Source organism: Pseudomonas jilinensis (assembly GCF_003586265.1).
Lineage (GTDB): Bacteria > Pseudomonadota > Gammaproteobacteria > Pseudomonadales > Pseudomonadaceae > Halopseudomonas > Halopseudomonas phragmitis.
Genome location: NZ_QJSA01000001.1, coordinates 222,857 through 242,721 on the forward strand (window position 1 = coordinate 222,857; position 19,865 = coordinate 242,721).

Genomic DNA, 19,865 nt, shown 5'->3' on the forward strand with positions numbered 1-19,865 from the left:
CGGTTGTGCTCCTGTTGTATGGGTCAGGCGAGCCGGTTCAGTTCGGCTGCTTGAAGGTTATCAGGGCCTGGTAAAGACTTTGCGCGGTCTTGATCAGAGCGGCCCTGCGGCGTTGGTCGAGCTGGCCGTTGGCTGGCGCAACATGGATCAGGCCTATTACCCGCTCTCGATGGAGCAGGGGCAACAGGTGTCCATGTTCAGCCAGTAGCGTTTTGCAACTGGCTGGCATCAACTGGGCGAGCTGACGCAGGCGCTCCGGGCTCAGGTCATGACAGTCACTGCTGCTCAGCCAGCGTCCCCACAGGCCTTCGCGGCAAGAGCCCAGCGTAGCGCCGGCCAAACTGGCAGCGTCAAAGCCGCGGTTGGCACTGATCATCAGTTGATCTTTGCGGCCATTATACAGGGCAATCCAGCTTCGTCTGATATCCAGTCCCTGTTCCAGCGCATCCAGCGCGCAGTCGAGGGCGCTCAGCAGGTTGGCAAACGGGCTGGGGTGCTGGCGCAGGGTCAGGCAGCGTTGACGCCAGAGTTCGGGGTTGCCGCGAGCGGCAAGGGTTCTGGGAGGTGCAGTGCGGGGCTGGCGACGGGTGCCTTGGGGCCAGAGCAGTGCCTCGGCGGGGTGCCACAGTCCGGTACTGCGTAGTTCGGGGTTGTGCTGGGCGTGACTGACCGCGTTGCGGTGGCTGGCGCTTTGCATCTCGTCCAGAGCACAGCCAAGGTAGAGTGCCGTGAGTTGCTGCCAGCGCCGGGTGTGACGGGCATCCCAGTCATGGTGTGCACCCAGAGCCAGACCGTTGGCCATCAACAGGCTATTGGCCGGCTGGGTCAGCCAGCGCAGCAGCGGGCGGTCATCGTCCAGAGCCGCCTGCTGGGCGCGCGGATGTTCACTGTTGCGGGCGATATGCAGAGCCTTGACCATGGTGCGGCGACCGCTAAGGGCGCGGTAGCCCTGAATGATCCAGGGTGGTAACCACCAGCGTTGGGCCAATTGAATGGCCAGCTCCAGCAGTTCGGCGTTACTAGGGACAGGGGCTGTATTGGGAGCTGCCGCCAGCCCGAGATGGCGTCGGTCCCAGCCGTCGAACAACTCGGGGCGTTGGTAAACTATCACCCAAAAGGGCGCCAAAAACAGCAGGCTTGCCAGTGACAGCTCATGCCAGAGTCTGGCCATGCGCTGGGCGAACAGTCCCTGGGCCTGTGCCAGGGCATGCTCGCTAAGACTAAGCAGTTGCCGGTATTGTTGCGGTGCTTGCTCACGGTCGATGACCGGCAGTTCACGCAACAGGCTGCGCAGGCGTTCCACGCCAAGCAGGCCGCAGGCCTGCTCCAGGGTCATTATGTCGATATCGCGCTGACGCGCGGCCAGCCCGGCCTGGCGACAGACATGCAAAGTTGCGACTGGCGAGCGCAGAATCGCCTGGCTCAGATCGCTCAGACTCAGCAATTCATTGTTCAGATGCCGCAGCAGCAGATCGCGCTGCTGGCGTTCAATGGGTAACACTATTGCACTCAGGCTTTCGCTCAGGCTGCCGATAGCGTCTTGTGGATCGATCTTGCCGTGCTGGTCTAGGCTCATGGCTAGGGCGACTTTACACTCCAGGTTTTGTCGCAGACTATAGCGCGGGAGTTTTACCTCCGTCACGGAGGATTGCAGGTCGGTGGCCTGAAGGATTATGAGGAAATGACGGGTTTATGCTGAAAATTGCCGGTTTCATTGTCGTGTTCATCTGTGTGCTCGGCGGCTTCATGCTGTCGGGCGGCCACCTGGCGGCGCTCTGGCATCCCTTCGAGATTCTTATTATCGGCGGGGCGGCGCTGGGGGCATTTCTGGTGGCCAACAACTTTGCCACGGTGAAAAAGGTGTTTGGCAAGGTACCGGCCATCCTGTTCGGCCACAAGTTCAGTAAGCCGTTTTACCTTGATGTGCTGGGCGTGCTCTACGAGGTGCTCAACAAGAGCCGGCGCGAGGGCATGATGTCAATCGAGGCGGATATCGAAGAACCGGAGCAGAGCCCGATTTTCAGCAAGTACCCGGCGATTCTCAAAGACAAACACATGACGGCCTTCATCTGCGATTACCTGCGGATCATGTCAACGGGCAACATGGCGCCGCATGAACTTGAGGCGTTGTTCGATGTTGAAATTTCCAGCCTTACCGAAGAGTTGCACGGTCCCGCGCATGCAGTGACCCGCGTGGCCGACGCGCTGCCGGGGTTCGGGATTGTCGCCGCGGTGCTGGGGATCGTGATTACCATGGGTATTCTGGGTGATGCAGACAACACCCAGATCGGTGAAAAGGTGGCCACCGCTCTGGTGGGAACCTTCCTGGGGATCTGGGCGGCCTATGGCTTTGTTGGCCCGTTTGCCGCTGCCATGGGGCATGAGGCCCATGAAGAGGCCAATGTCTACGAGGCGATCAAGATGTGTCTGGTCGCCAGTGCCCAGGGCTTGCCGCCGGCTCTGGCGGTGGAGTTTGGGCGCAAGGCGCTGCTGCCGGAACACCGTCCCAGCTTTACTGAACTCGAGTCGTCGGTGAAGGGCCGCTGAGCGGATGGATAACAATCAGCCAATCATCGTCAAGCGTGTCAGCCGCAAGGCGGACGGGCATCACGGCGGTTCCTGGAAGATCGCCTTCGCCGATTTCGCCGTCGCCATGATGGCATTCTTCCTGGTCATGTGGCTGCTGGCCACAGCGACCCCGGAACAGTTGAAAATGGTTTCAGGGTATTTCCAGGACCCCATCGGTTTTTCCGAGGGTGGCAGCCCTTACGTTATTGATCTGGGGGGGGCGCCGGAGCTGGCACCACAGCGCACACTGCAGGAAAGTGCAGTCACTGATCCAGTGCCGCTGGACCCCGAGTCGATTCAGGAGCTGGCAGATGAGCTGGAACAGCAACAGCTTGATCTGTTGTTGCAGGAGTTGCAAAACCAGATTGATATCGATCCGGTGCTACAACGGTTCAAGGATCAGATTTTGCTGGAAATCACTCAGGACGGCTTGCGTATCCAGATCGTCGACGCAGAGAACCGGCCGATGTTCGCCAGCGGCAGCGCCCGGTTGCAACCCTATTTCGAGGAAATCCTGCTTGCCCTGAGCGATACCATAGCCCGGGTGCCGAAGAAGATCAGTATCAGCGGGCATACCGATGCTCAGCCATTTGTCGCCCGGCGCGATTACGGAAACTGGGAGCTCTCGGCGGATCGGGCTAATGCCGCGCGGCGAACCCTGCTGGCTGCCGGCTACCCTGAACAGCAGTTGGCCCGAGTGGTGGGGTTTGCCGATTCGGCCCTGTTTGACCGTAGCAATCCGCTCAATCCAGTCAATCGGCGCATTGATATCGTAGTGTTGAACAAGCGGGCCGAAGAACAGATGCTTGATGGTGTCAGCGAGTCTGCTTATCAGGAACAGGACGCTCAGGTGCCGTTGGATGTGCCGGTCAGCGGTGAGCGGATTCCTGGTGGACGCTCACTCAATCTGTTCGAGGAAGGTGGCTCGCTGGAGCAGTTGCGCGGTCAGTAATCAACTGCTCAGGCTGGACAGAATATGGCGATAGCTGTCCATCCGGGTGGTCGATATCTTGCCTTCGTCCAGCGCTTGCAGCAGGGCGCAGCCCGGCTCGTGCAGGTGCTGGCAGTCACGGAAACGGCACAGCCCAAGGAAAGGACGAAACTCGATAAAGCCTTCGAGCAGGTCGTCATGACTGATATGGGTCAGGCCGAACTCACGGATACCGGGCGAGTCGATCAGTTCGCCGCCAGCCGGAAAGTGAAATAGCCGGGCGGTAGTGGTAGTGTGCGTGCCTTTGCCGGTCGCTTCGGACAGCTCACCAACCCTCAGGTCGACACCGGGCAGCAGGGTGTTGATCAGCGATGACTTGCCTACCCCCGACTGACCAACAAATACGCTGATGCGATCCTGCAGGGCGGTGCGCAGTTGTTCCAGGCCTTCACCGGAACCGGCCGACAGGTGCATCACCCGATACCCGAGCTTGGCGTAGTCGGCCAGCCAGTCGCGCAACTCCGGGTACTCACCTTGCTGCATCAAATCGGCCTTGTTGAGTACCAGCAGCGGCGTCAGACCGGCCTGTTCGGCTGCTACCAGATAGCGGTCGATCAGGTTGCTGTAAGGGGTGGGCAGCGGGGCAAAGACGATTACCAGTTGATCGACATTGGCGGCGACCGGTTTCAACTGGCCACGCTGATCCGGACGGCACAGCTCGGAGCTGCGTGGCAACTGGGCGACGATCACGCCACCCTGCTGGTTGTCTGCTCGCCAAATGACCTGATCGCCGGTCACCAGTGCCGGCAGGTTGGCACGCATGTGGCAACGGCGGATCAGTCCGTCGTCGCCCTCCACATCGACCTGTACACCAAAGTGGGCAATGACCCGGCCCTGCTGCTCTGGCCCCAGGTCGCCGCCCATAAGGGTTTCTTCCGCACGCTCGGCACGGCGGCGGGCTCGCTCAGTCCGCTCTTCCTGGATTTTCTGGATGCGCCAGCTCTGGCGTCGGGTAAGGTTTCGTTTGGCCATGGGTTCAGGTCGGTTAAGATGGCGGCAGTGTAGCCTAAACCTTGCCTGGAGTCCTTATGCAAAACCCCGACAACCTGATCTGGATCGACCTGGAAATGACCGGCCTGGATCCGGACAAGGACGTGATCATTGAAATTGCCACCGTGGTGACTGATCCTCAGCTTAATGTGCTGGCCGAGGGGCCGGTGTTTGCTGTGCATCAGCCGGATGCACTGCTTGACGGCATGGATGAGTGGAATACTCGCCAGCACGGCCAGTCCGGCCTGACCCAGCGGGTCAAGGACAGTCGCATTGATGCGGCCGAGGCCGAACGGCAGACTCTGGTGTTTCTCCAACAGTGGGTGCCGGCGGGTCGTTCACCGATGTGTGGCAACAGCATCTGTCAGGACCGACGCTTTCTCTATCGTGGCATGCCAGCGCTGGAGAAATATTTCCATTACCGCAATCTTGATGTTTCAACGCTAAAAGAGCTGGCCGCGCGCTGGGCTCCAGAGGTCAAGGACGGGTTCAAGAAACAGAGCAGTCACCTGGCGCTGGACGATATCCGCGACTCGATTGCCGAGCTGCGCCATTATCGCGAGCATTTCATCAAGGTCTGAAGAAATGTTCAGCCGTAAGATCGGAGCTTTCGGTTTGTTCTCTAAGCGGGCAGTTCCCCATGCCGCGCCAGGGCCCAGCGCACATGCTCGCGTACCAACTCCGAAGGGTGGTCGGCGCGGCTCTTGAGGGCTTCAATCACCGGGATGCTGCTGGTGGCATTGCCCAGACCGACCGCCAGGTTGCGTAGCCAGCGTTCGTGGCCGATCCGGCGAATTGGCGAGCCCTCGGTGTTGCGCAGAAAGGTTTCTTCATCCCAACGAAACAGACTGACCAGCTCGGCCTGGTCAAGTTGGTGGCGGGGTTTGAAGTCGTCTTCAGCGCTGGGTTTGGCGAAGCGGTTCCAGGGGCAGACCAGTTGGCAATCATCGCAGCCGAACACCCGGTTGCCCATCATCGGCCGTAGTTCCAGTGGAATACTGCCCTTGAGTTCGATGGTCAGGTAGGAAATGCAGCGCCGCGCATCCAGTACATGGGGGCCGACGAAGGCCTGGGTCGGGCACTTGTCTAGGCAGGCCTGGCAGCGGCCACAGTGCTCCTGTTCGTAGCTGGAGTCCAGCGGCAGCGGCAGATCGGTATAGAGTTCACCCAGAAAGAAGTAGCTGCCGGCCTGGCGATTGATCAGCATAGTGTTCTTGCCGATCCAGCCGAGCCCGGCGCGGGTGGCCAGGGCCCGCTCCATGACGGGCGCGCTGTCGACGAAGGCGCGATAGCCGAACGGCCCGACCAGGGCCTGGATGCGTTCGGCCAGATGTTGCAGCCGGCGGCGCATCAGCTTGTGATAATCACGACCCAGGGCGTAACGGGAAATGTAGGCACGCTCGGGCTGGCCCAGGCGTTTGGCCATGGCCGGTTCGGCCGGCAGGTAATCCATGCGTACCGAGATGACCCGCTGGGTGCCCGGCACCAGCTCGGCCGGGCGGGTACGCTTGCTACCGTGGCTGGCCATCCACTCCATATCACCATGGTAGCCGGCTGCCAGCCAGGCTTGCAGCCAGCGTTCGTGCTGGCCGATGTCTGGCTGGCTGATGCCAAGTTGCTGAAAGCCGAGTTCTGTGGCCAGGCTGCGAATCTGGCTGACCAGTTGCTCGGGAGTGGGAATGTCGGACATGCTGGCTCGGTGGGCTGATGCGCTAGGAACTCATATAATTGTACGAAGGAATCTCACAAATTGGCATGCCTATGTCCTCTCGTCTTCCTGCGGTTTTTTATTCTGCGGCGCAAACCCGTGAACTGGATGCCCGGCTGATTGCCGGCGGCATACCCGGGTTCGAGCTTATGCAGCGGGCTGCAACAGCAGTGTGGGAGGCTGTGTTACAGCGCTGGCCGGGGGCTGCTCGGCTGACGGTGCTGTGTGGTACAGGCAATAATGCGGGTGACGGTTATCTGGTTGGTGTGCTGGCGCAGCGGGCAGGTTGGCAGGTGACTGTTTACTGGTTGGGCGCACCAGAGCAGTTGCGTGGTGATGCTACTCTGGCCTGGCAGGCGGCTCGGAATGAGGGGCTGGTAATCAAGCCTTGGTGTGCTGAGGCCGAGCTGGCAGGCGTTGTGGTCGACGCCTTGCTTGGTACCGGGCTCAGTGGGCCTGTCAGGCCACAGTATGCTGAACTGATCGAGCAGCTGAACCGCAGTGCGCTGCCTGTCGTAGCAGTAGATCTTCCCAGTGGGCTGGATGCTGATACCGGGGTGCCGCAGGGTGTGGCGGTGCGTGCCGAGTTGACGGTTACCTTTATTGCCCTCAAGCCTGGTTTGCTGACTGCCCAGGGGCCAGACCATGTGGGGCGCCTGGTATTTGCCACGTTGGCGCGGCTGCCTGAGGACGTACCGCCGGCATTAGGCGTGCGCCTGCGCCTTGGCGACTGGAGGGATTGTCTGCCAGCCCGGCCGCGGGCGGCGCACAAAGGGCTGTTTGGTCATGTGTTGCTGGTCGGCGGTGAGCGGGGCATGGGCGGAGCCATTATTCTGGCTGCTCAGACCGCATTGCGCAGTGGTGCGGGCCGGGTCAGCGTGGTGACCAGGCCCGAGCATGTAGCGGCGCTGCTCAGTCGTTGCCCGGAGGTGATGGTGCATGGACTGGATGATCCGGCGGCTATGGCTCCACTGCTGGAGCAGGCTAGCTGCCTGGTGATAGGCCCGGGGTTAGGGCGCAGTGACTGGGCGCGCTCACTCTGGCGTCAGATACTGGCCAGTGAACTGCCCAAAGTGCTCGATGCCGATGCCTTGAACCTGTTGGCCGAGGCGGAGGTTCCGGGGCTAATCGGCCCCTGCCTGCTGACACCGCATCCGGCAGAAGCCGCCCGCTTATTGGGGCTGGACACTGCTGCAGTCCAGGCTGACCGACTGGTGGCGGTGCAGCGTTTGGCTGAACGTTACGCCAGCGCAGTGGTACTAAAAGGGGTAGGCAGTCTGATAGCCGGGCCGCCGGGTGGCGAGCGACCATTGGCGCTATGCTCCGACGGCAACCCGGGCATGGCTGTCGCTGGAATGGGGGACGTGCTTTCGGGATTGGCCGGAGCTCTGTTGGCTCAGGGCCTGGATGTTGGCGATGCCGGCCGTTATGCGGTGCTGGTGCATGCCCTGGCCGGCGATCAGGCGGCCCAGGCTGGCCAGCGTGGTGTGCTGGCCAGTGATTTGATTGAGCCTATTAGGCAGTTACTCAACTAAGGAAGCACTGATTAATTGCACTCAAGCCCAGCAGCCCAGTTGGCGCTGACCTGTTTTGGACTGTCGATGCCCTGGACGGGCATCGTCAAGCCCCCAGGGGTGAGGCAAGCGTTTACGAAGCATGCTTCGTGCGCCGCCGAACGGCGACCGATCTGTGATCGGTTGGCCGGACCCGGAGGGGGTTCACGGCGTGTCCAGAACAGGTCAGCGACAATTGGGCCAACACTGGACTTATTTAATCAGTGTTTTCCTGATTTTTTGGGGTCGAGCATGAAGTATCGTGTGGAACTGCTGGGTGAGCAGGTGATGGAGGCGTTTGGGGCTGAGTTGGGTCGGGCCCTTGAGGGGCGTGGGGTAGTGTATCTGCACGGCGACCTGGGCGCGGGCAAGACCACCCTCAGTCGAGGCCTGATTCGCGGCCTGGGGCATGTTGGGGCGGTAAAAAGTCCGACCTTCACGCTGGTTGAACCCTATGAACTGAACGGCTTGAATATCTACCATTTTGACCTGTACCGGCTGGTCGATCCGGAAGAGCTGGAGTTTCTTGGGATTCGCGACTATTTTCGCGATGACAGCCTGTGTCTGGTTGAGTGGCCAGAAAAAGGCACAGGTGTTTTGCCAAGTCCAGACCTGACGATTACCATAGGCGCAGAGGGTGGCGGACGCCTCCTGACGCTTGAGCATCACAGCGCCCAGGGAGTGATGGCATGCCAGCGGCTGCGTGACATAAGGGGTGAAGCACAATCGTGACAAAGGCAATCGGGGGAATGTTGAAATTGGCGTCGCTCTGCTTGGGGGCAGGGTTGGTCAGCGCCTTCAGTGGGCTAGTGCAAGCCGCTGAAATCAACAATGTGCGCCTCTGGCGCGCTCCGGACAACACTCGCCTGGTTTTTGACCTGTCGGGCCCAGCCGACCACACTCTGTTCACCCTGTCGAGTCCCGAACGTATCGTGATCGATATCAACGGTGCCCGGCTGTCGGCCAATACCGCCAATTTGCCGCTGGAAGGTACTCCGCTTACCGGAATGCGTTCGGCGCCACGCAATGACAGCGACCTGCGGGTGGTGCTGGATCTATCGCGTCAGGTTAACCCGAAAAGCTTTAGTTTGCCGCCGAATCAACAGTACGGTCATCGTCTGGTGATTGACCTGTTTGATCAGGAACCGCCACGCAGTGATCTGCCCGCTCCGACCCAGCCCAGCGCCTCACCACTGCCGCAACAGCCGGCGCGTACTGCCGAGTCGGGCAATCGCGACGTCATTGTTGCGCTGGATGCCGGCCATGGTGGCGAAGATCCGGGCGCTGTTGGCTATCGCGGTGCCCGTGAGAAGGACGTGGTGCTGGCGATTTCCCGTGACCTGAAAGCGATGCTCGACGCCGAGCCAGGGTTCAAGGCGGTACTGGTGCGGACCGGGGACTATTTCATTCCGCTGCGTCGGCGTACCGAGATCGCCCGTCAGCACAATGCTGACCTGTTCGTTTCGATTCATGCCGACGCCTTTACCCGTGCCAGCGCCTTTGGTGCCTCGGTTTTCGCGCTGTCTGATCGCGGTGCCACCTCCGAGACCGCGCGGCTGCTGGCTGACCGGGAGAACCGTTCGGACCTTATCGGTGGGGTCGGTGGCGTGACCCTGGACGACAAGGACAAGGTGCTGGCCAGCGTGCTTCTGGACCTGTCCATGACAGCCACCCTGTCGGCCAGCCTGGATGTGGGGCAATTGGTACTCAACTCGATTGGCCGGGTTACGCCGCTGCACAAGCGGCGGGTCGAGCAGGCGGGTTTTATGGTGCTCAAGTCGCCGGATATCCCATCGATTCTGGTCGAGACCGGGTTTATCTCCAATCCGGGCGAGGCGCAGAAACTGGTAACCCGCAGCCACCAGCAGACCCTGGCCAGAGCCATGCATAATGGGATTCGCGACTATTTTCACCGTAACCCGCCGCCCGGTACCCGGCTGGCAGCACTGCGTGCCGAAGGCAGGCTGCAGGCCCAGGGGCCGCGCGAGCATACCGTGGTGCGCGGTGATACCCTGTCTATGATTGCTACCCGCTACAGTGTCTCCCTGGCCAGTTTGCGCCAGGCCAACAATCTGACCAACGACCAGATTCGTGTCGGCCAGGTACTCAAGGTGCCGGCCGGTAGTATGCTGGTTCAGAACTGATTATGTCCCGTATTCATCTGCTTAGTCCGCGACTGGCCAACCAGATCGCGGCAGGGGAGGTCGTTGAACGGCCCGCCTCTGTTATCAAGGAGTTGCTGGAAAATAGCCTGGACGCCGGCGCCACACGTATCGATATCGATGTTGAGCAGGGCGGGGTCAAGCTCCTCAGGGTGCGTGATGATGGTGGCGGGATTGTCGAAGACGATCTGCCCTTGGCGCTGTCGCGGCATGCCACCAGCAAAATTCGTGATCTTGACGATCTGGAGCGGGTTGCCACGCTGGGCTTTCGTGGTGAGGCACTGGCTTCGGTCAGCTCGGTTTCGCGTCTGACCCTGACCTCACGGGCCGCCAGCGCCGATCAGGCCTGGCAGGTCGAGACCGAGGGGCGCGACATGGCTCCGCGAGTACAGCCGGCGGCCCATCCTCAGGGTACGACGGTTGAGGTACGCGATCTGTTTTTCAATACCCCGGCCCGGCGCAAGTTCCTACGTACCGAGAAAACCGAGTTCGCGCACCTTGAAGAGGTGGTCAAGCGCCTGGCGTTGTCGCGTTTCGATGTGGCTTTCAGTCTGCGTCACAATGGCAAGACCATTTTCTCATTGCGTCCAGCCAATACCGAGCAAGAGGCCCGGCGGCGGGTGGCCACGGTCTGTGGTCCGGCCTTTGTCGAGCAATCGTTGCAGGTTGATTCCGAGCGCTCCGGGCTGCGCCTGTGGGGTTGGGTCGGATTGCCAACCTTTTCGCGCAGCCAGGCCGATTTGCAGTACTTCTTCGTCAATGGCCGGATGATCAAGGACAAGCTTGTCGCCCATGCGGTACGCCAGGCCTATCGGGATGTGCTGTTCAATGGACGGCATCCGACGTTCGTGTTGTTCATGGAGCTGGATCCGGCGGTGGTGGATGTCAATGTGCACCCGACCAAACATGAGGTGCGGTTCCGTGATGGGCGGATGGTGCATGATTTTCTGTTCAGCACTCTGTACCGGGCGCTGGCCGATCAGCGTCCCGGTGATGCTGGGGCGGCTAGTGACGAGCCAGGACTGCAGCCAGCTGTCGCTCAGCCGGTCGTCAGTGGCCTGGCAGCTGGGGTCTTTTCCGGCCAGGAGCGCATGCCGCTGAATGAGCCTGCGGCGGCCTGGAATCCAGCGCCCAAGGTGCCGGAGCGACCATCCAGCGAGGCGGTAGCGGGTGTCCTTAAGGGGTATGCTGAGCTGTATGCCGGAGCTGGCGAAGTGCTGCAGCGCCCCGAGCTGCCAGCCGCTGAAGCCGGAGAAGCGCCGCCGCTCGGCTATGCCCTGGCGCAGTTGCAAGGTATCTATATTCTCGCTGAGAACGCCCAGGGGCTGGTGGTGGTGGATATGCACGCGGCCCACGAGCGGATCACCTATGAGCGCTTGAAGCAGGCCATGGACAGTGAGGGGCTGCGCAGTCAGCCGTTGCTGGTGCCGGAATCGATTGCGGTCAGTCAGCGCGAGGCCGATTGCGCTGAGGAACATGCCGCCTGGTTTGCCCAGTTGGGTTTCGGTCTGCAGCGCATGGGCCCTGAAACCCTGGCGATTCGCGAGATTCCGGCGCTGCTGCGGCAGGCCGATGCGGCGCAACTGGTACGTGATGTGCTGGCCGACCTGCTGGAGTATGGCAGCAGTGATCGGATTCAGGCGCACCGTAATGAACTGCTGGCGACCATGGCTTGCCATGGCGCGATTCGGGCCAATCGGCGCCTGACGTTGGCGGAAATGAATGCGCTGTTGCGTGATATGGAGCAGACCGAGCGCAGTGGTCAGTGCAATCATGGGCGCCCGACCTGGACCCAGATGAGCCTGGCAGAGCTGGACAAGCTGTTCCTGCGTGGGCGTTGAGATATGAGTCTGTGTCGGAGTGTTGCATGAGTGCGCCGGCTCTTCCGGTCATCTGCCTGATGGGGCCGACCGCAGCAGGCAAGACTGATCTGGCGCTGTATCTGGCCGATCATTTGCCTTGTGAGCTGGTCAGTGTCGATTCGGCACTGGTCTATCGGGGTATGGATATCGGTACGGCCAAGCCTGATGCAGCCACCTTGGCGGCCTACCCGCATCACTTGGTGGATATCCTTGATCCGGCCGAGGCCTACTCGGCCGCTCGCTTCGCCGAAGATGCCCGGGCACTGATCCATGACATTCATGGCCGTGGGCGTTTGCCGCTGCTGGTTGGTGGCACCATGCTCTACTACAAGGCGTTGGCCGAAGGGCTGGCGCCAATGCCGGCTGCCGATCCGGCGGTGCGTCAGCGGATTGAGGCGCAGGCCGCCGAGATTGGCTGGCCAGGGGTGCATGCAGAGCTTGCCAAGGTCGATCCGGTGTCGGCTGCACGGATTCATCCCAACGATCCGCAGCGAATTCAGCGGGCCTATGAGGTCTTTTTGCTCAGTGGTGTGCCCTGGAGTGGCTGGCACGCCCGCCAGTCGGCGGAAAAAGCCCGTTCAGAGCCGCCCGTTGGGCAAAATATGCCTTATACTATGCATTATCTGGCTGTTGCTCCAACGGAGCGGCATATCCTGCATGAGCGTATCGCTCAGCGATTCTCTCTGATGTTGCAGCAAGGCTTTATTGCCGAGGTGCAGTCCTTGTATGCCCGCGGTGATCTGGACAGCTCGATGCCGTCAGTGCGCGCGGTTGGCTATCGTCAGGCCTGGGATTATCTGGAGGGGAAGCTCTCCTATGATGGCATGGTCGAACGGGGGGTTATCGCCACGCGTCAATTGGCGAAGCGGCAGTTCACCTGGCTGCGGGGCTGGTCCGATCCTATCGACTGGCTTGATAGCCTGGATCCGAAAAGATTCGAGCAGGCCTTGAAAGCCTTGCAAACTATCGCCATATAGGATCGGCGTGTTCTGCTAATCTTGTTTTTGCAGTCATTTAATCAGGCCAACCCGTCTTAAGGATAATGGACAGGTTGGATAAAACGCATTTTTAATGCTCAAAAAAACGGTTTCCATAAGGAGTGAGCGATGTCAAAAGGGCATTCTCTACAAGACCCTTACCTGAACGTTCTGCGCAAGGAACGTGTTCCGGTATCCATTTACCTGGTCAACGGCATCAAGCTGCAGGGCCAGATCGAGTCTTTCGACCAGTTTGTCATTCTGCTGAAGAACACTGTCAGCCAGATGGTCTATAAGCACGCTATTTCTACCGTCGTACCTGGCCGTCCCGTACGTCTGCCGGCTCAGGGCGGTGTTGATGAAGCCGAGGGCGGTAACGCCTGATGGTAGTTCAGGAGGCCTGATTGTTTTTTGAGCGCCATGAAGGAGGTGAACGTGCGGTACTCGTTCACCTCGAAGGCCTGGATGACCTGACCCGCGAAGATCCCCAGGAATTTCTCGAACTCGCCCGCTCTGCGGGTGCCGACATCGCTGCCTTTCTGACGATCAACCGACAGCAGCCCAGCCCGCGCTTCCTGATTGGCAGCGGCAAGGTTGAGGAGCTGCGTGCCCTGGTCAAGGGGCATGAGGCTGATCTGGTTATTTTCAACCACACCCTGACTCCCAGCCAGGAGCGCAATCTGGAGCGTGAGCTGGAGTGTCGGGTGATCGATCGTACCGGTCTGATTCTCGATATTTTCGCCCAGAGAGCCCGTACCCATGAGGGTAAGCTGCAGGTCGAGCTGGCTCAGCTCGAACATCTGAGCACTCGTCTGGTCAGAGGCTGGACCCACCTTGAGCGGCAGAAGGGCGGGATCGGTTTGCGCGGGCCAGGTGAAACTCAGCTGGAAACCGACCGGCGCTTGTTGCGCGGGCGTATCAAGCAGATCCTCAAGCGGCTGGAAAAGGTGCGTAGCCAGCGCGAGCAGGCTAGGCGCGGGCGTCGTCGTGCGGAAATTCCGGTAGTGTCGCTGGTAGGCTATACCAACGCCGGCAAATCGACCCTGTTCAATACCGTGACCGCTTCGGCGGTGTACGCTGCTGACCAGTTGTTCGCGACGCTGGACCCGACATTGCGACGCATTGAACTCAGCGAGATTGGTCCGGTGGTCATGGCTGACACCGTAGGTTTTATCCGTCATTTGCCGCACAAGCTGGTTGAGGCTTTCCGCGCTACGCTGGAAGAATCGAGCCAGGCCGACTTGCTGTTGCATGTGATTGATGCTGCGGATGCCGAGCGGCAGTCGAATATCGAACAGGTTCATCTGGTGCTGGATGAGATTGGTGCTGCCGAGCTGCCGGTGCTGGAGGTCTACAACAAGATCGACCTGCTGGACGAATTCGAGCCACGAATTCAACGTGACGAGCAGGGGGTGGCCATTCGGGTTTGGCTGTCTGCGCGTGATGGTCTGGGGCTTGATCTGCTGGCTCAGGCAATGGCTGAGCGTCTGGGCGAAGATGTTCTGCAGCAGCGTATTGTGCTGGAGCATGCCGAGGCGCGCTTGCGCGCCCAGTTCTATGCGCTCGGTGCAGTTGTGCATGAGTCGATCGCTGATGATGGTCGCCAGCAACTTGATCTGCGTTTGCCGCGCAGCGACTTCAATAGATTGCTCAAGCGCGAGGGTTGGCAGCCCGAGGCCTTCCTGACTCAACATACTTTGCAATAATGGACGGCGCTGCGGTTCGCGCAGCGTCGAGCATTTGCGGTACGATTGGCGAAACGGCCGCGGGAGCTTTTCGGCAACCTGTGGCGCGATGGTGGTTTGGACAACGGAGAACGCTATGGCCTGGAATGAGCCTGGTGGTGGTAACAATTCGAATAACCAGGATCCCTGGGGAAGCGGCGGTAACCGCGGTGGTAACCGTGGTGGCAAACAAGGTCCGCCGGATCTCGATGAAGCACTGCGCAAGCTGCAGGACAGCCTGAACAATCTGTTCGGCAGCAACAAGCGCGGTGATGACAACAAGGGCGGTGGTCGCGGCGCAGGTGGCGGTCAGGGGATTCCCAAGGGGCTGTGGGCCATTGCCGGCCTGATTCTGTTTGTTTTCTGGCTGTTCAATGCGGTCTACATGGTTGACGAGCAGGAGCAGGCAGTGATTCTGCGCTTCGGTGAATACAATCGTACCGTCGAGTCGGGTCTGCACCTTTACTTCCCGCCGGTTGAGCGCAAGTTTCAACGCAACGTGACCCAGGTACGTTCCTATCGGCAAGCCGGTCAAATGCTGACCGAAGATGAAAACATCGTTGAAGTGCCGCTGGCGGTTCAGTATCGGATCTCCAATCTGGAGAACTTTGTACTCAAGGTCGAAGATCCTGAGACCAGTCTGCGTCATGCTACCGAGAGTGCCCTGCGTCATGTGGTCGGCTCGACCTCTATGCATCAGGTGTTGACCGAAGGTCGTGAGCAGATGGGGGTTGAAGTGACCGAGCGTCTGCAGCGCTACCTGGATCTGTACAACACCGGCATTACCGTAGTGCAGGTCAACATCGAAAGCGCCCAGGCACCGGCCGAGGTTCAGGATGCGTTCGATGACGTGATCCGGGCCCGTGAGGACGAGGTGCGTGAGCGCAATCAGGCCGAGGCTTACGCCAATAGCGTGATTCCTGAAGCACGCGGTCGGGCCCAGCGTCTGCTGGAAGAGGCCAACGGTTATCGTGATGAAGTCGTGGCTCGCGCCGATGGTGAAGCCCAGCGCTTCAATCTGTTGGTCGAACAGTATCGTCTGGCGCCTGGCGTCATGCGTGAGCGCATGTACCTGGAAACGGTGCAGGATGTGATGCAGAACACCAGCAAGGTTCTGGTTTCCAGTGGCGATGGCAACAACAACTTGCTCTATCTGCCGCTTGATCGGCTGATTCAGCAGGGAGCTGGTGCTTCCGCCAGTCCAAGTGGTTCAGCTTCGGCAAGTGGCGCTGACACCGGCACCGCTCGCCTGCCCATTCAATTGCAGCAGCGTGATCTGCGTTCCAGGGAGACCCGCTGATGAGTAACAAGTCGATGTTTGGGCTGATTGCCGCTCTGGTTCTGGTGGTGGTTGGCTGGCAAAGTTTCTTCGTGGTTAGCCAGATCGAGCGGGGCATTGTCCTGCAGTTTGGTAAGGTTGTGCGCGACGATCTGAGTCCGGGTCTGCACTTCAAATTGCCGTTCGTTCAAGAGGCACATTTGTTTGACGGCCGCTTGCTGACCCTGGATACCGCGACCCAGCGTTATCTGACTCTGGAAAAGAAAGCGCTGATGGTCGATTCCTACGCCAAGTGGCGGATCGCCAATGTGCAGCGCTTCTATACCGCGACCTCGGGTCTGCGTTCGATTGCCGAAGAGCGGTTGTCGCGCCAGTTGGAGTCAGGGCTGCGCAACGAAGTGGCACGTCGGACCTTGCATGAGGTGGTATCCGGTGAGCGCGATCAGTTGATGGCCGATATCACTGCTACGCTCAATACCAGCGCCCAGCGTGAGCTGGGGATCGAAGTGCTGGACGTGCGGGTCAAGGCTATCGATCTTCCGCGCGAGGTCAACCGCAGCGTATTTGAGCGGATGAGCACCGAGCGTGAGCGCGAAGCGCGTGAGCACCGTGCCAAGGGTCGAGAACTGGGTGAGGGTATTCGCGCTGATGCCGACCGTCAGCAGCGGGTCATCCTGGCTGAGGCCTTCCGTGAAGCCGAGCAGATTCGTGGTGATGGTGATGCGCAGGCAGCGGCTATCTATGCCGAGGCCTACCAGAAAGATCCCGAGTTCTACTCGTTCTACCGCAGTTTGCAGGCCTACCGTGAGAGCTTTGCCAGCAAGTCGGATATCCTGATTTTGGATCCGGATAGCGAGTTCTTTAAGTATTTGCAGGGTGCACAGCGACGCTGAGTCTGTTGAGCAACCACACCCGTCGCTTCGGCGGGTGTGGTTGGAAAAAAACGTGTTACAATCGCGCAGCCGGGAAATCCCGGCTTTTTTGTGACCGGCGTGCTCTTTCCGGGTACCCGGCAAATCGAAGGGTGGGGCAATGTGGCAGAGTCTGGCGACAGCATTGTGCCTGGTGCTGGTGATCGAGGGGTTGATGCCGTTTCTGGCACCGGCTCGCTGGAAGCGTATGCTGATCACGGTAAGTCAGGTCAGTGATCGCCAGTTGCGAGTGATCGGGTTGGCCAGCATGCTGACCGGCACCGCCTTGCTGTATCTGATACGCTGACCATCGCCCGCCATCGCGAATGAAAGGTTGTGAAAATGCCGATTGTTGATCGCTGGCTGTTGCCCGATGGCATCGAGGAAGTGCTGCCCGAAGAGGCCGCCCGTATCGAAGCCGCACGTCGCCAACTGCTGGACCTGTTCGCCTGTTGGGGCTATGACCTGGTCATCACCCCTCATATCGAGTATCTGGAGTCCCTGCTGACCGGCGCCGGGCATGATCTGGAGCTGCAAACCTTCAAGATGATCGATCAGCTTTCCGGGCGCATGCTCGGTCTGCGCGCCGACATCACTCCGCAGGTTGCCCGGATTGATGCTCACACCCTGGGTGCCGAAGGCCCTAGCCGCCTGTGCTACTGCGGTAGCGTGCTGCATACCCTGCCAAGACCGCTGTCTACTGCCCGGAGTCTGATTCAACTGGGTGCCGAGCTGTATGGCGACGCCTCCAGTGCCAGTGACATCGAGGTCATGTCGTTGATGCTGGAAACCCTGACCGCCTGTCAGGTTGAGGGCGTGCATCTGGATATCGGCCATGTTGGCATCTATCGTGGTTTGGTTCAGGCCGCCAGTCTCGATGAAGTGGCTGAGCGCGCGCTGTTCGATGCGTTGCAGCGCAAAGCTGTCGATGAGGTCAAGGTGCTAACCGCCCAGATCGGCCAGGCTTCATTGGCGGCCATGCTCTGCAGCCTGGTCGAGCTGTCTGGTGGGACTGAGGTGCTGGAACGGGCTCATGCCCTGCTCGATGGTGCGCCGGAATCGGTGATGGCTGCGCTGGATGACCTCAGTGAGATTGCTCAGACGCTGTCCAGGCGTTATCCGGATGTACCGTTGTACTTCGATCTGGGTGAGCTGCGTGGCTATCATTACCACACGGGCGTCGTGTTTGCGGCGTTTGTGCCAGGGGTGGGTCAGAGTGTTGCGCAGGGCGGTCGCTATGATGATATCGGTCGCGACTTCGGTCGTGCCCGTCCGGCAACGGGCTTTTCCACCGATTTGCGGTTCCTGGTCGAGCGGGGGCAGGTGGCTCGGGGTCGACGCTCGGCGGGTATTTGGGCGCCCTATGCCGAGGAACCTGGACTACAGGCTGAGGTGGCCGCTTTGCGGGCGGCGGGCGAACGGGTAATTGTCGCGCTGCCGGGGCAGCTCGATGGCGCTGCCCGTGAGCATGGGTGTGATCGAATTCTGCGTTTCAGTCACGACCGCTGGCAGGTCGTGGCGCTGGTTAACTGATTCAATGGCCGTGGGCCAGTCCATTACGAACGAGGCAATAGCTGAACATGGGTAAGAATGTTGTCATTCTGGGCACTCAGTGGGGCGATGAGGGTAAGGGCAAGATCGTTGATCTGCTGACCGATCAGGTGTCTGCCGTGGTGCGTTATCAGGGCGGACACAATGCCGGTCACACCTTGGTGATTGATGGCCAGAAGACCGTGCTGCATCTGATTCCATCGGGCATCCTGCGTGACAACGTCATGTGCCTGATTGGTAATGGCGTGGTGCTGTCGCCTGAGGCGTTGCTCAAGGAGTTGACCCAGCTTGAAGAGCGCGGCGTGCCGGTGCGTGAGCGCCTGCGTATCAGCCCGGCCTGTCCGCTGATTCTGCCCTATCACGTGGCGTTGGATCAGGCTCGGGAAAAGGCTCGCGGTGAGGCCAAGATCGGCACTACCGGGCGCGGTATTGGTCCGGCCTATGAAGACAAGGTCTCGCGTCGCGGTCTGCGAGTGGCTGATCTGTTTCATCGTGAGCGCTTTGCTGCCAAGTTGGGTGAGGTTCTGGATTACCACAACTTCGCGCTGCAGCATTACTACAAGGTCGATCCGATCGACTTCCAGAAGACTCTGGATGAGGCCATGGGCTATGCCGAGTGGCTGGCGCCGCTGATGACCGATGTGACTGCGCATCTGCATGAGTTGCGTCGCAAGGGCGCCAATATCATGTTCGAGGGTGCGCAGGGCTCCTTGCTGGATATCGACCACGGCACCTATCCGTTTGTGACCAGCTCCAACACCACGGCTGGTGGTACCGCTACTGGTTCGGGTTTTGGTCCGTTGTATCTGGATTATGTGCTGGGCATTACCAAAGCCTACACTACGCGGGTTGGTTCTGGTCCGTTTCCGACCGAGCTGTTCGATGATGTTGGTGCACGCCTGGCCGAGCGTGGTCATGAGTTTGGTTCGACCACCGGGCGTGCGCGTCGCTGCGGCTGGTTCGATGCAGTGATTCTGCGTCGGGCAATCGAGATCAATAGTATCAGCGGCTTGTGTCTGACCAAGCTGGACGTACTCGATGGTCTGGACGTGATTCGCATCTGTGTGGGTTATCGCAATGCCGAGGGTGCTGTGATCGAAGCGCCGACCGATGCTGACAGCTATATCGGCCTGGAGCCGGTGTACGAGGATGTGCCTGGCTGGCACGAATCGACTGTCGGGGCCAAGACCATGGAGCAGTTGCCGGCCAATGCCCGGGCTTATATCGAGCGGATCGAGCAGTTGGTTGGTGCACCGATCGATATTATCTCGACCGGTCCGGATCGGAACGAGACCATTATTCTGCGCCAGGTTTTCTGAGCGCAGAGTAAAAAGCCAAAGGCGCCTGCGGGCGCCTTTTTGCTGTTTACGGCACGCAGGGAGCAAGTGTGTTCTGCTAAGAAGGGTTGTGGAGCAGAAACGAAAAAACCGAGTCACAAGGACTCGGTTTCTTGAATTGGTGCCCAGGAGAAGACTCGAACTTCCACGGCCGTAAGGCCACTAGCACCTGAAGCTAGCGTGTCTACCAATTTCACCACCTGGGCGTGCCGTTTGGGCTGTTTGAACTAAGCTTAACCAGTCTTGGTTAGC

Annotated in this window: 18 protein-coding genes and 1 tRNA gene; 15 read left to right on the forward strand and 4 right to left on the reverse strand. The window is 60.0% G+C overall.

Annotation, left to right across the window (positions count from 1 at the left end; genetic code table 11):
• Window positions 1–37: 37 nt before the first annotated feature.
• The gene (locus tag C2846_RS00970; protein ID WP_119700482.1) at window positions 38–1,576 is read right to left on the reverse strand and encodes a histidine kinase; all 1,539 of its coding nucleotides are present in this window, start codon (window positions 1,574–1,576) and stop codon (window positions 38–40) included.
• 116 nt (window positions 1,577–1,692) lie between these two features.
• On the opposite strand from C2846_RS00970, the gene motA reads away from it, so the two are divergent.
• Together motA and motB are read left to right on the forward strand one after the other, a co-directional pair.
• Window positions 1,693–2,547, forward strand: coding sequence for a flagellar motor stator protein MotA (motA, locus tag C2846_RS00975; RefSeq protein ID WP_080049703.1), 855 nt, complete (start codon window positions 1,693–1,695; stop codon window positions 2,545–2,547).
• Between the two features lie 4 nt (window positions 2,548–2,551).
• The gene (gene motB / locus C2846_RS00980) at window positions 2,552–3,520 is read left to right on the forward strand and encodes a flagellar motor protein MotB (RefSeq protein ID WP_080049704.1); all 969 of its coding nucleotides are present in this window, start codon (window positions 2,552–2,554) and stop codon (window positions 3,518–3,520) included.
• Here motB and rsgA read toward each other — a convergent pair whose 3' ends face one another.
• Window positions 3,521–4,531 (reverse strand): small ribosomal subunit biogenesis GTPase RsgA, encoded by a 1,011-nt coding sequence (rsgA, locus tag C2846_RS00985; RefSeq protein ID WP_080049705.1) that lies wholly within the window; start codon window positions 4,529–4,531, stop codon window positions 3,521–3,523.
• Window positions 4,532–4,587: 56 nt separating this feature from the next.
• On the opposite strand from rsgA, the gene orn reads away from it, so the two are divergent.
• Window positions 4,588–5,130: an oligoribonuclease gene (orn, locus tag C2846_RS00990; protein WP_080049706.1), complete on the forward strand. Its 543-nt coding sequence runs from the start codon at window positions 4,588–4,590 to the stop codon at window positions 5,128–5,130.
• Between the two features lie 41 nt (window positions 5,131–5,171).
• Here orn and queG read toward each other — a convergent pair whose 3' ends face one another.
• Window positions 5,172–6,239, reverse strand: a complete 1,068-nt coding sequence (gene queG / locus C2846_RS00995) for a tRNA epoxyqueuosine(34) reductase QueG (protein ID WP_080049707.1) — start codon at window positions 6,237–6,239, stop codon at window positions 5,172–5,174.
• Window positions 6,240–6,304: 65 nt separating this feature from the next.
• Between queG and C2846_RS01000 the strand changes: the two genes are divergently transcribed.
• The 12 genes from C2846_RS01000 (at window position 6,305) to C2846_RS01055 (ending at window position 19,595) form a co-directional block, all read left to right on the forward strand.
• Window positions 6,305–7,792 (forward strand): NAD(P)H-hydrate dehydratase, encoded by a 1,488-nt coding sequence (locus tag C2846_RS01000; RefSeq protein ID WP_080049708.1) that lies wholly within the window; start codon window positions 6,305–6,307, stop codon window positions 7,790–7,792.
• A gap of 270 nt (window positions 7,793–8,062) precedes the next feature.
• Window positions 8,063–8,542, forward strand: a complete 480-nt coding sequence (gene tsaE, locus C2846_RS01005; protein WP_080049709.1) for a tRNA (adenosine(37)-N6)-threonylcarbamoyltransferase complex ATPase subunit type 1 TsaE — start codon at window positions 8,063–8,065, stop codon at window positions 8,540–8,542.
• Window positions 8,543–8,559: 17 nt separating this feature from the next.
• Window positions 8,560–9,954 carry an N-acetylmuramoyl-L-alanine amidase gene (locus C2846_RS01010; RefSeq protein WP_119700483.1) on the forward strand — a complete coding sequence of 465 codons (1,395 nt, stop codon included), beginning with the start codon at window positions 8,560–8,562 and terminating at the stop codon, window positions 9,952–9,954.
• A gap of 2 nt (window positions 9,955–9,956) precedes the next feature.
• Window positions 9,957–11,813, forward strand: coding sequence for a DNA mismatch repair endonuclease MutL (mutL, locus tag C2846_RS01015; protein ID WP_080049710.1), 1,857 nt, complete (start codon window positions 9,957–9,959; stop codon window positions 11,811–11,813).
• A 26-nt stretch (window positions 11,814–11,839) separates the two neighbouring features.
• Window positions 11,840–12,811, forward strand: a complete 972-nt coding sequence (gene miaA, locus C2846_RS01020) for a tRNA (adenosine(37)-N6)-dimethylallyltransferase MiaA (protein WP_119700484.1) — start codon at window positions 11,840–11,842, stop codon at window positions 12,809–12,811.
• Between the two features lie 129 nt (window positions 12,812–12,940).
• The gene (gene hfq, locus C2846_RS01025) at window positions 12,941–13,195 is read left to right on the forward strand and encodes an RNA chaperone Hfq (protein WP_080049712.1); all 255 of its coding nucleotides are present in this window, start codon (window positions 12,941–12,943) and stop codon (window positions 13,193–13,195) included.
• Between the two features lie 20 nt (window positions 13,196–13,215).
• A complete protein-coding gene (hflX, locus tag C2846_RS01030; RefSeq protein WP_080049713.1) occupies window positions 13,216–14,517 on the forward strand; it encodes a ribosome rescue GTPase HflX in 1,302 nt (433 codons plus the stop codon).
• A gap of 115 nt (window positions 14,518–14,632) precedes the next feature.
• Complete coding sequence (gene hflK, locus C2846_RS01035; RefSeq protein WP_080049714.1) at window positions 14,633–15,835, forward strand: FtsH protease activity modulator HflK; 1,203 nt, start codon at window positions 14,633–14,635, stop codon at window positions 15,833–15,835.
• Window positions 15,835–16,707 (forward strand): protease modulator HflC, encoded by an 873-nt coding sequence (gene hflC, locus C2846_RS01040; protein WP_080049715.1) that lies wholly within the window; start codon window positions 15,835–15,837, stop codon window positions 16,705–16,707. The genes hflK and hflC overlap by 1 nt, the downstream gene beginning before the upstream one ends.
• A 139-nt stretch (window positions 16,708–16,846) precedes the next feature.
• A complete protein-coding gene (locus tag C2846_RS01045) occupies window positions 16,847–17,032 on the forward strand; it encodes a DUF2065 domain-containing protein (protein ID WP_080049716.1) in 186 nt (61 codons plus the stop codon).
• 35 nt (window positions 17,033–17,067) lie between these two features.
• Window positions 17,068–18,258, forward strand: coding sequence for an ATP phosphoribosyltransferase regulatory subunit (locus C2846_RS01050; RefSeq protein WP_080049717.1), 1,191 nt, complete (start codon window positions 17,068–17,070; stop codon window positions 18,256–18,258).
• A gap of 47 nt (window positions 18,259–18,305) precedes the next feature.
• Window positions 18,306–19,595: an adenylosuccinate synthase gene (locus C2846_RS01055; RefSeq protein WP_080049718.1), complete on the forward strand. Its 1,290-nt coding sequence runs from the start codon at window positions 18,306–18,308 to the stop codon at window positions 19,593–19,595.
• A 137-nt stretch (window positions 19,596–19,732) separates the two neighbouring features.
• Here the strand turns inward: C2846_RS01055 and C2846_RS01060 are convergent.
• Window positions 19,733–19,819, reverse strand: a tRNA-Leu gene (locus tag C2846_RS01060).
• Window positions 19,820–19,865: the final 46 nt, after the last annotated feature.

Excerpts from the sequence above, each read along its gene's own strand:
- C2846_RS00970 (WP_119700482.1), bottom strand. The coding sequence starts at position 1,576 with ATGAGCCTAGACCAGCACGGCAAGATCGATCCACAAGACGCTATCGGC.
- motA (WP_080049703.1), top strand. The coding sequence starts at position 1,693 with ATGCTGAAAATTGCCGGTTTCATTGTCGTGTTCATCTGTGTGCTCGGC.
- motB (WP_080049704.1), top strand. The coding sequence starts at position 2,552 with ATGGATAACAATCAGCCAATCATCGTCAAGCGTGTCAGCCGCAAGGCG.
- rsgA (WP_080049705.1), bottom strand. The coding sequence starts at position 4,531 with ATGGCCAAACGAAACCTTACCCGACGCCAGAGCTGGCGCATCCAGAAA.
- orn (WP_080049706.1), top strand. The coding sequence starts at position 4,588 with ATGCAAAACCCCGACAACCTGATCTGGATCGACCTGGAAATGACCGGC.
- queG (WP_080049707.1), bottom strand. The coding sequence starts at position 6,239 with ATGTCCGACATTCCCACTCCCGAGCAACTGGTCAGCCAGATTCGCAGC.
- C2846_RS01000 (WP_080049708.1), top strand. The coding sequence starts at position 6,305 with ATGCCTATGTCCTCTCGTCTTCCTGCGGTTTTTTATTCTGCGGCGCAA.
- tsaE (WP_080049709.1), top strand. The coding sequence starts at position 8,063 with ATGAAGTATCGTGTGGAACTGCTGGGTGAGCAGGTGATGGAGGCGTTT.
- C2846_RS01010 (WP_119700483.1), top strand. The coding sequence starts at position 8,560 with ATGTTGAAATTGGCGTCGCTCTGCTTGGGGGCAGGGTTGGTCAGCGCC.
- mutL (WP_080049710.1), top strand. The coding sequence starts at position 9,957 with ATGTCCCGTATTCATCTGCTTAGTCCGCGACTGGCCAACCAGATCGCG.
- miaA (WP_119700484.1), top strand. The coding sequence starts at position 11,840 with ATGAGTGCGCCGGCTCTTCCGGTCATCTGCCTGATGGGGCCGACCGCA.
- hfq (WP_080049712.1), top strand. The coding sequence starts at position 12,941 with ATGTCAAAAGGGCATTCTCTACAAGACCCTTACCTGAACGTTCTGCGC.
- hflK (WP_080049714.1), top strand. The coding sequence starts at position 14,633 with ATGGCCTGGAATGAGCCTGGTGGTGGTAACAATTCGAATAACCAGGAT.
- hflC (WP_080049715.1), top strand. The coding sequence starts at position 15,835 with ATGAGTAACAAGTCGATGTTTGGGCTGATTGCCGCTCTGGTTCTGGTG.
- C2846_RS01045 (WP_080049716.1), top strand. The coding sequence starts at position 16,847 with ATGTGGCAGAGTCTGGCGACAGCATTGTGCCTGGTGCTGGTGATCGAG.
- C2846_RS01050 (WP_080049717.1), top strand. The coding sequence starts at position 17,068 with ATGCCGATTGTTGATCGCTGGCTGTTGCCCGATGGCATCGAGGAAGTG.
- C2846_RS01055 (WP_080049718.1), top strand. The coding sequence starts at position 18,306 with ATGGGTAAGAATGTTGTCATTCTGGGCACTCAGTGGGGCGATGAGGGT.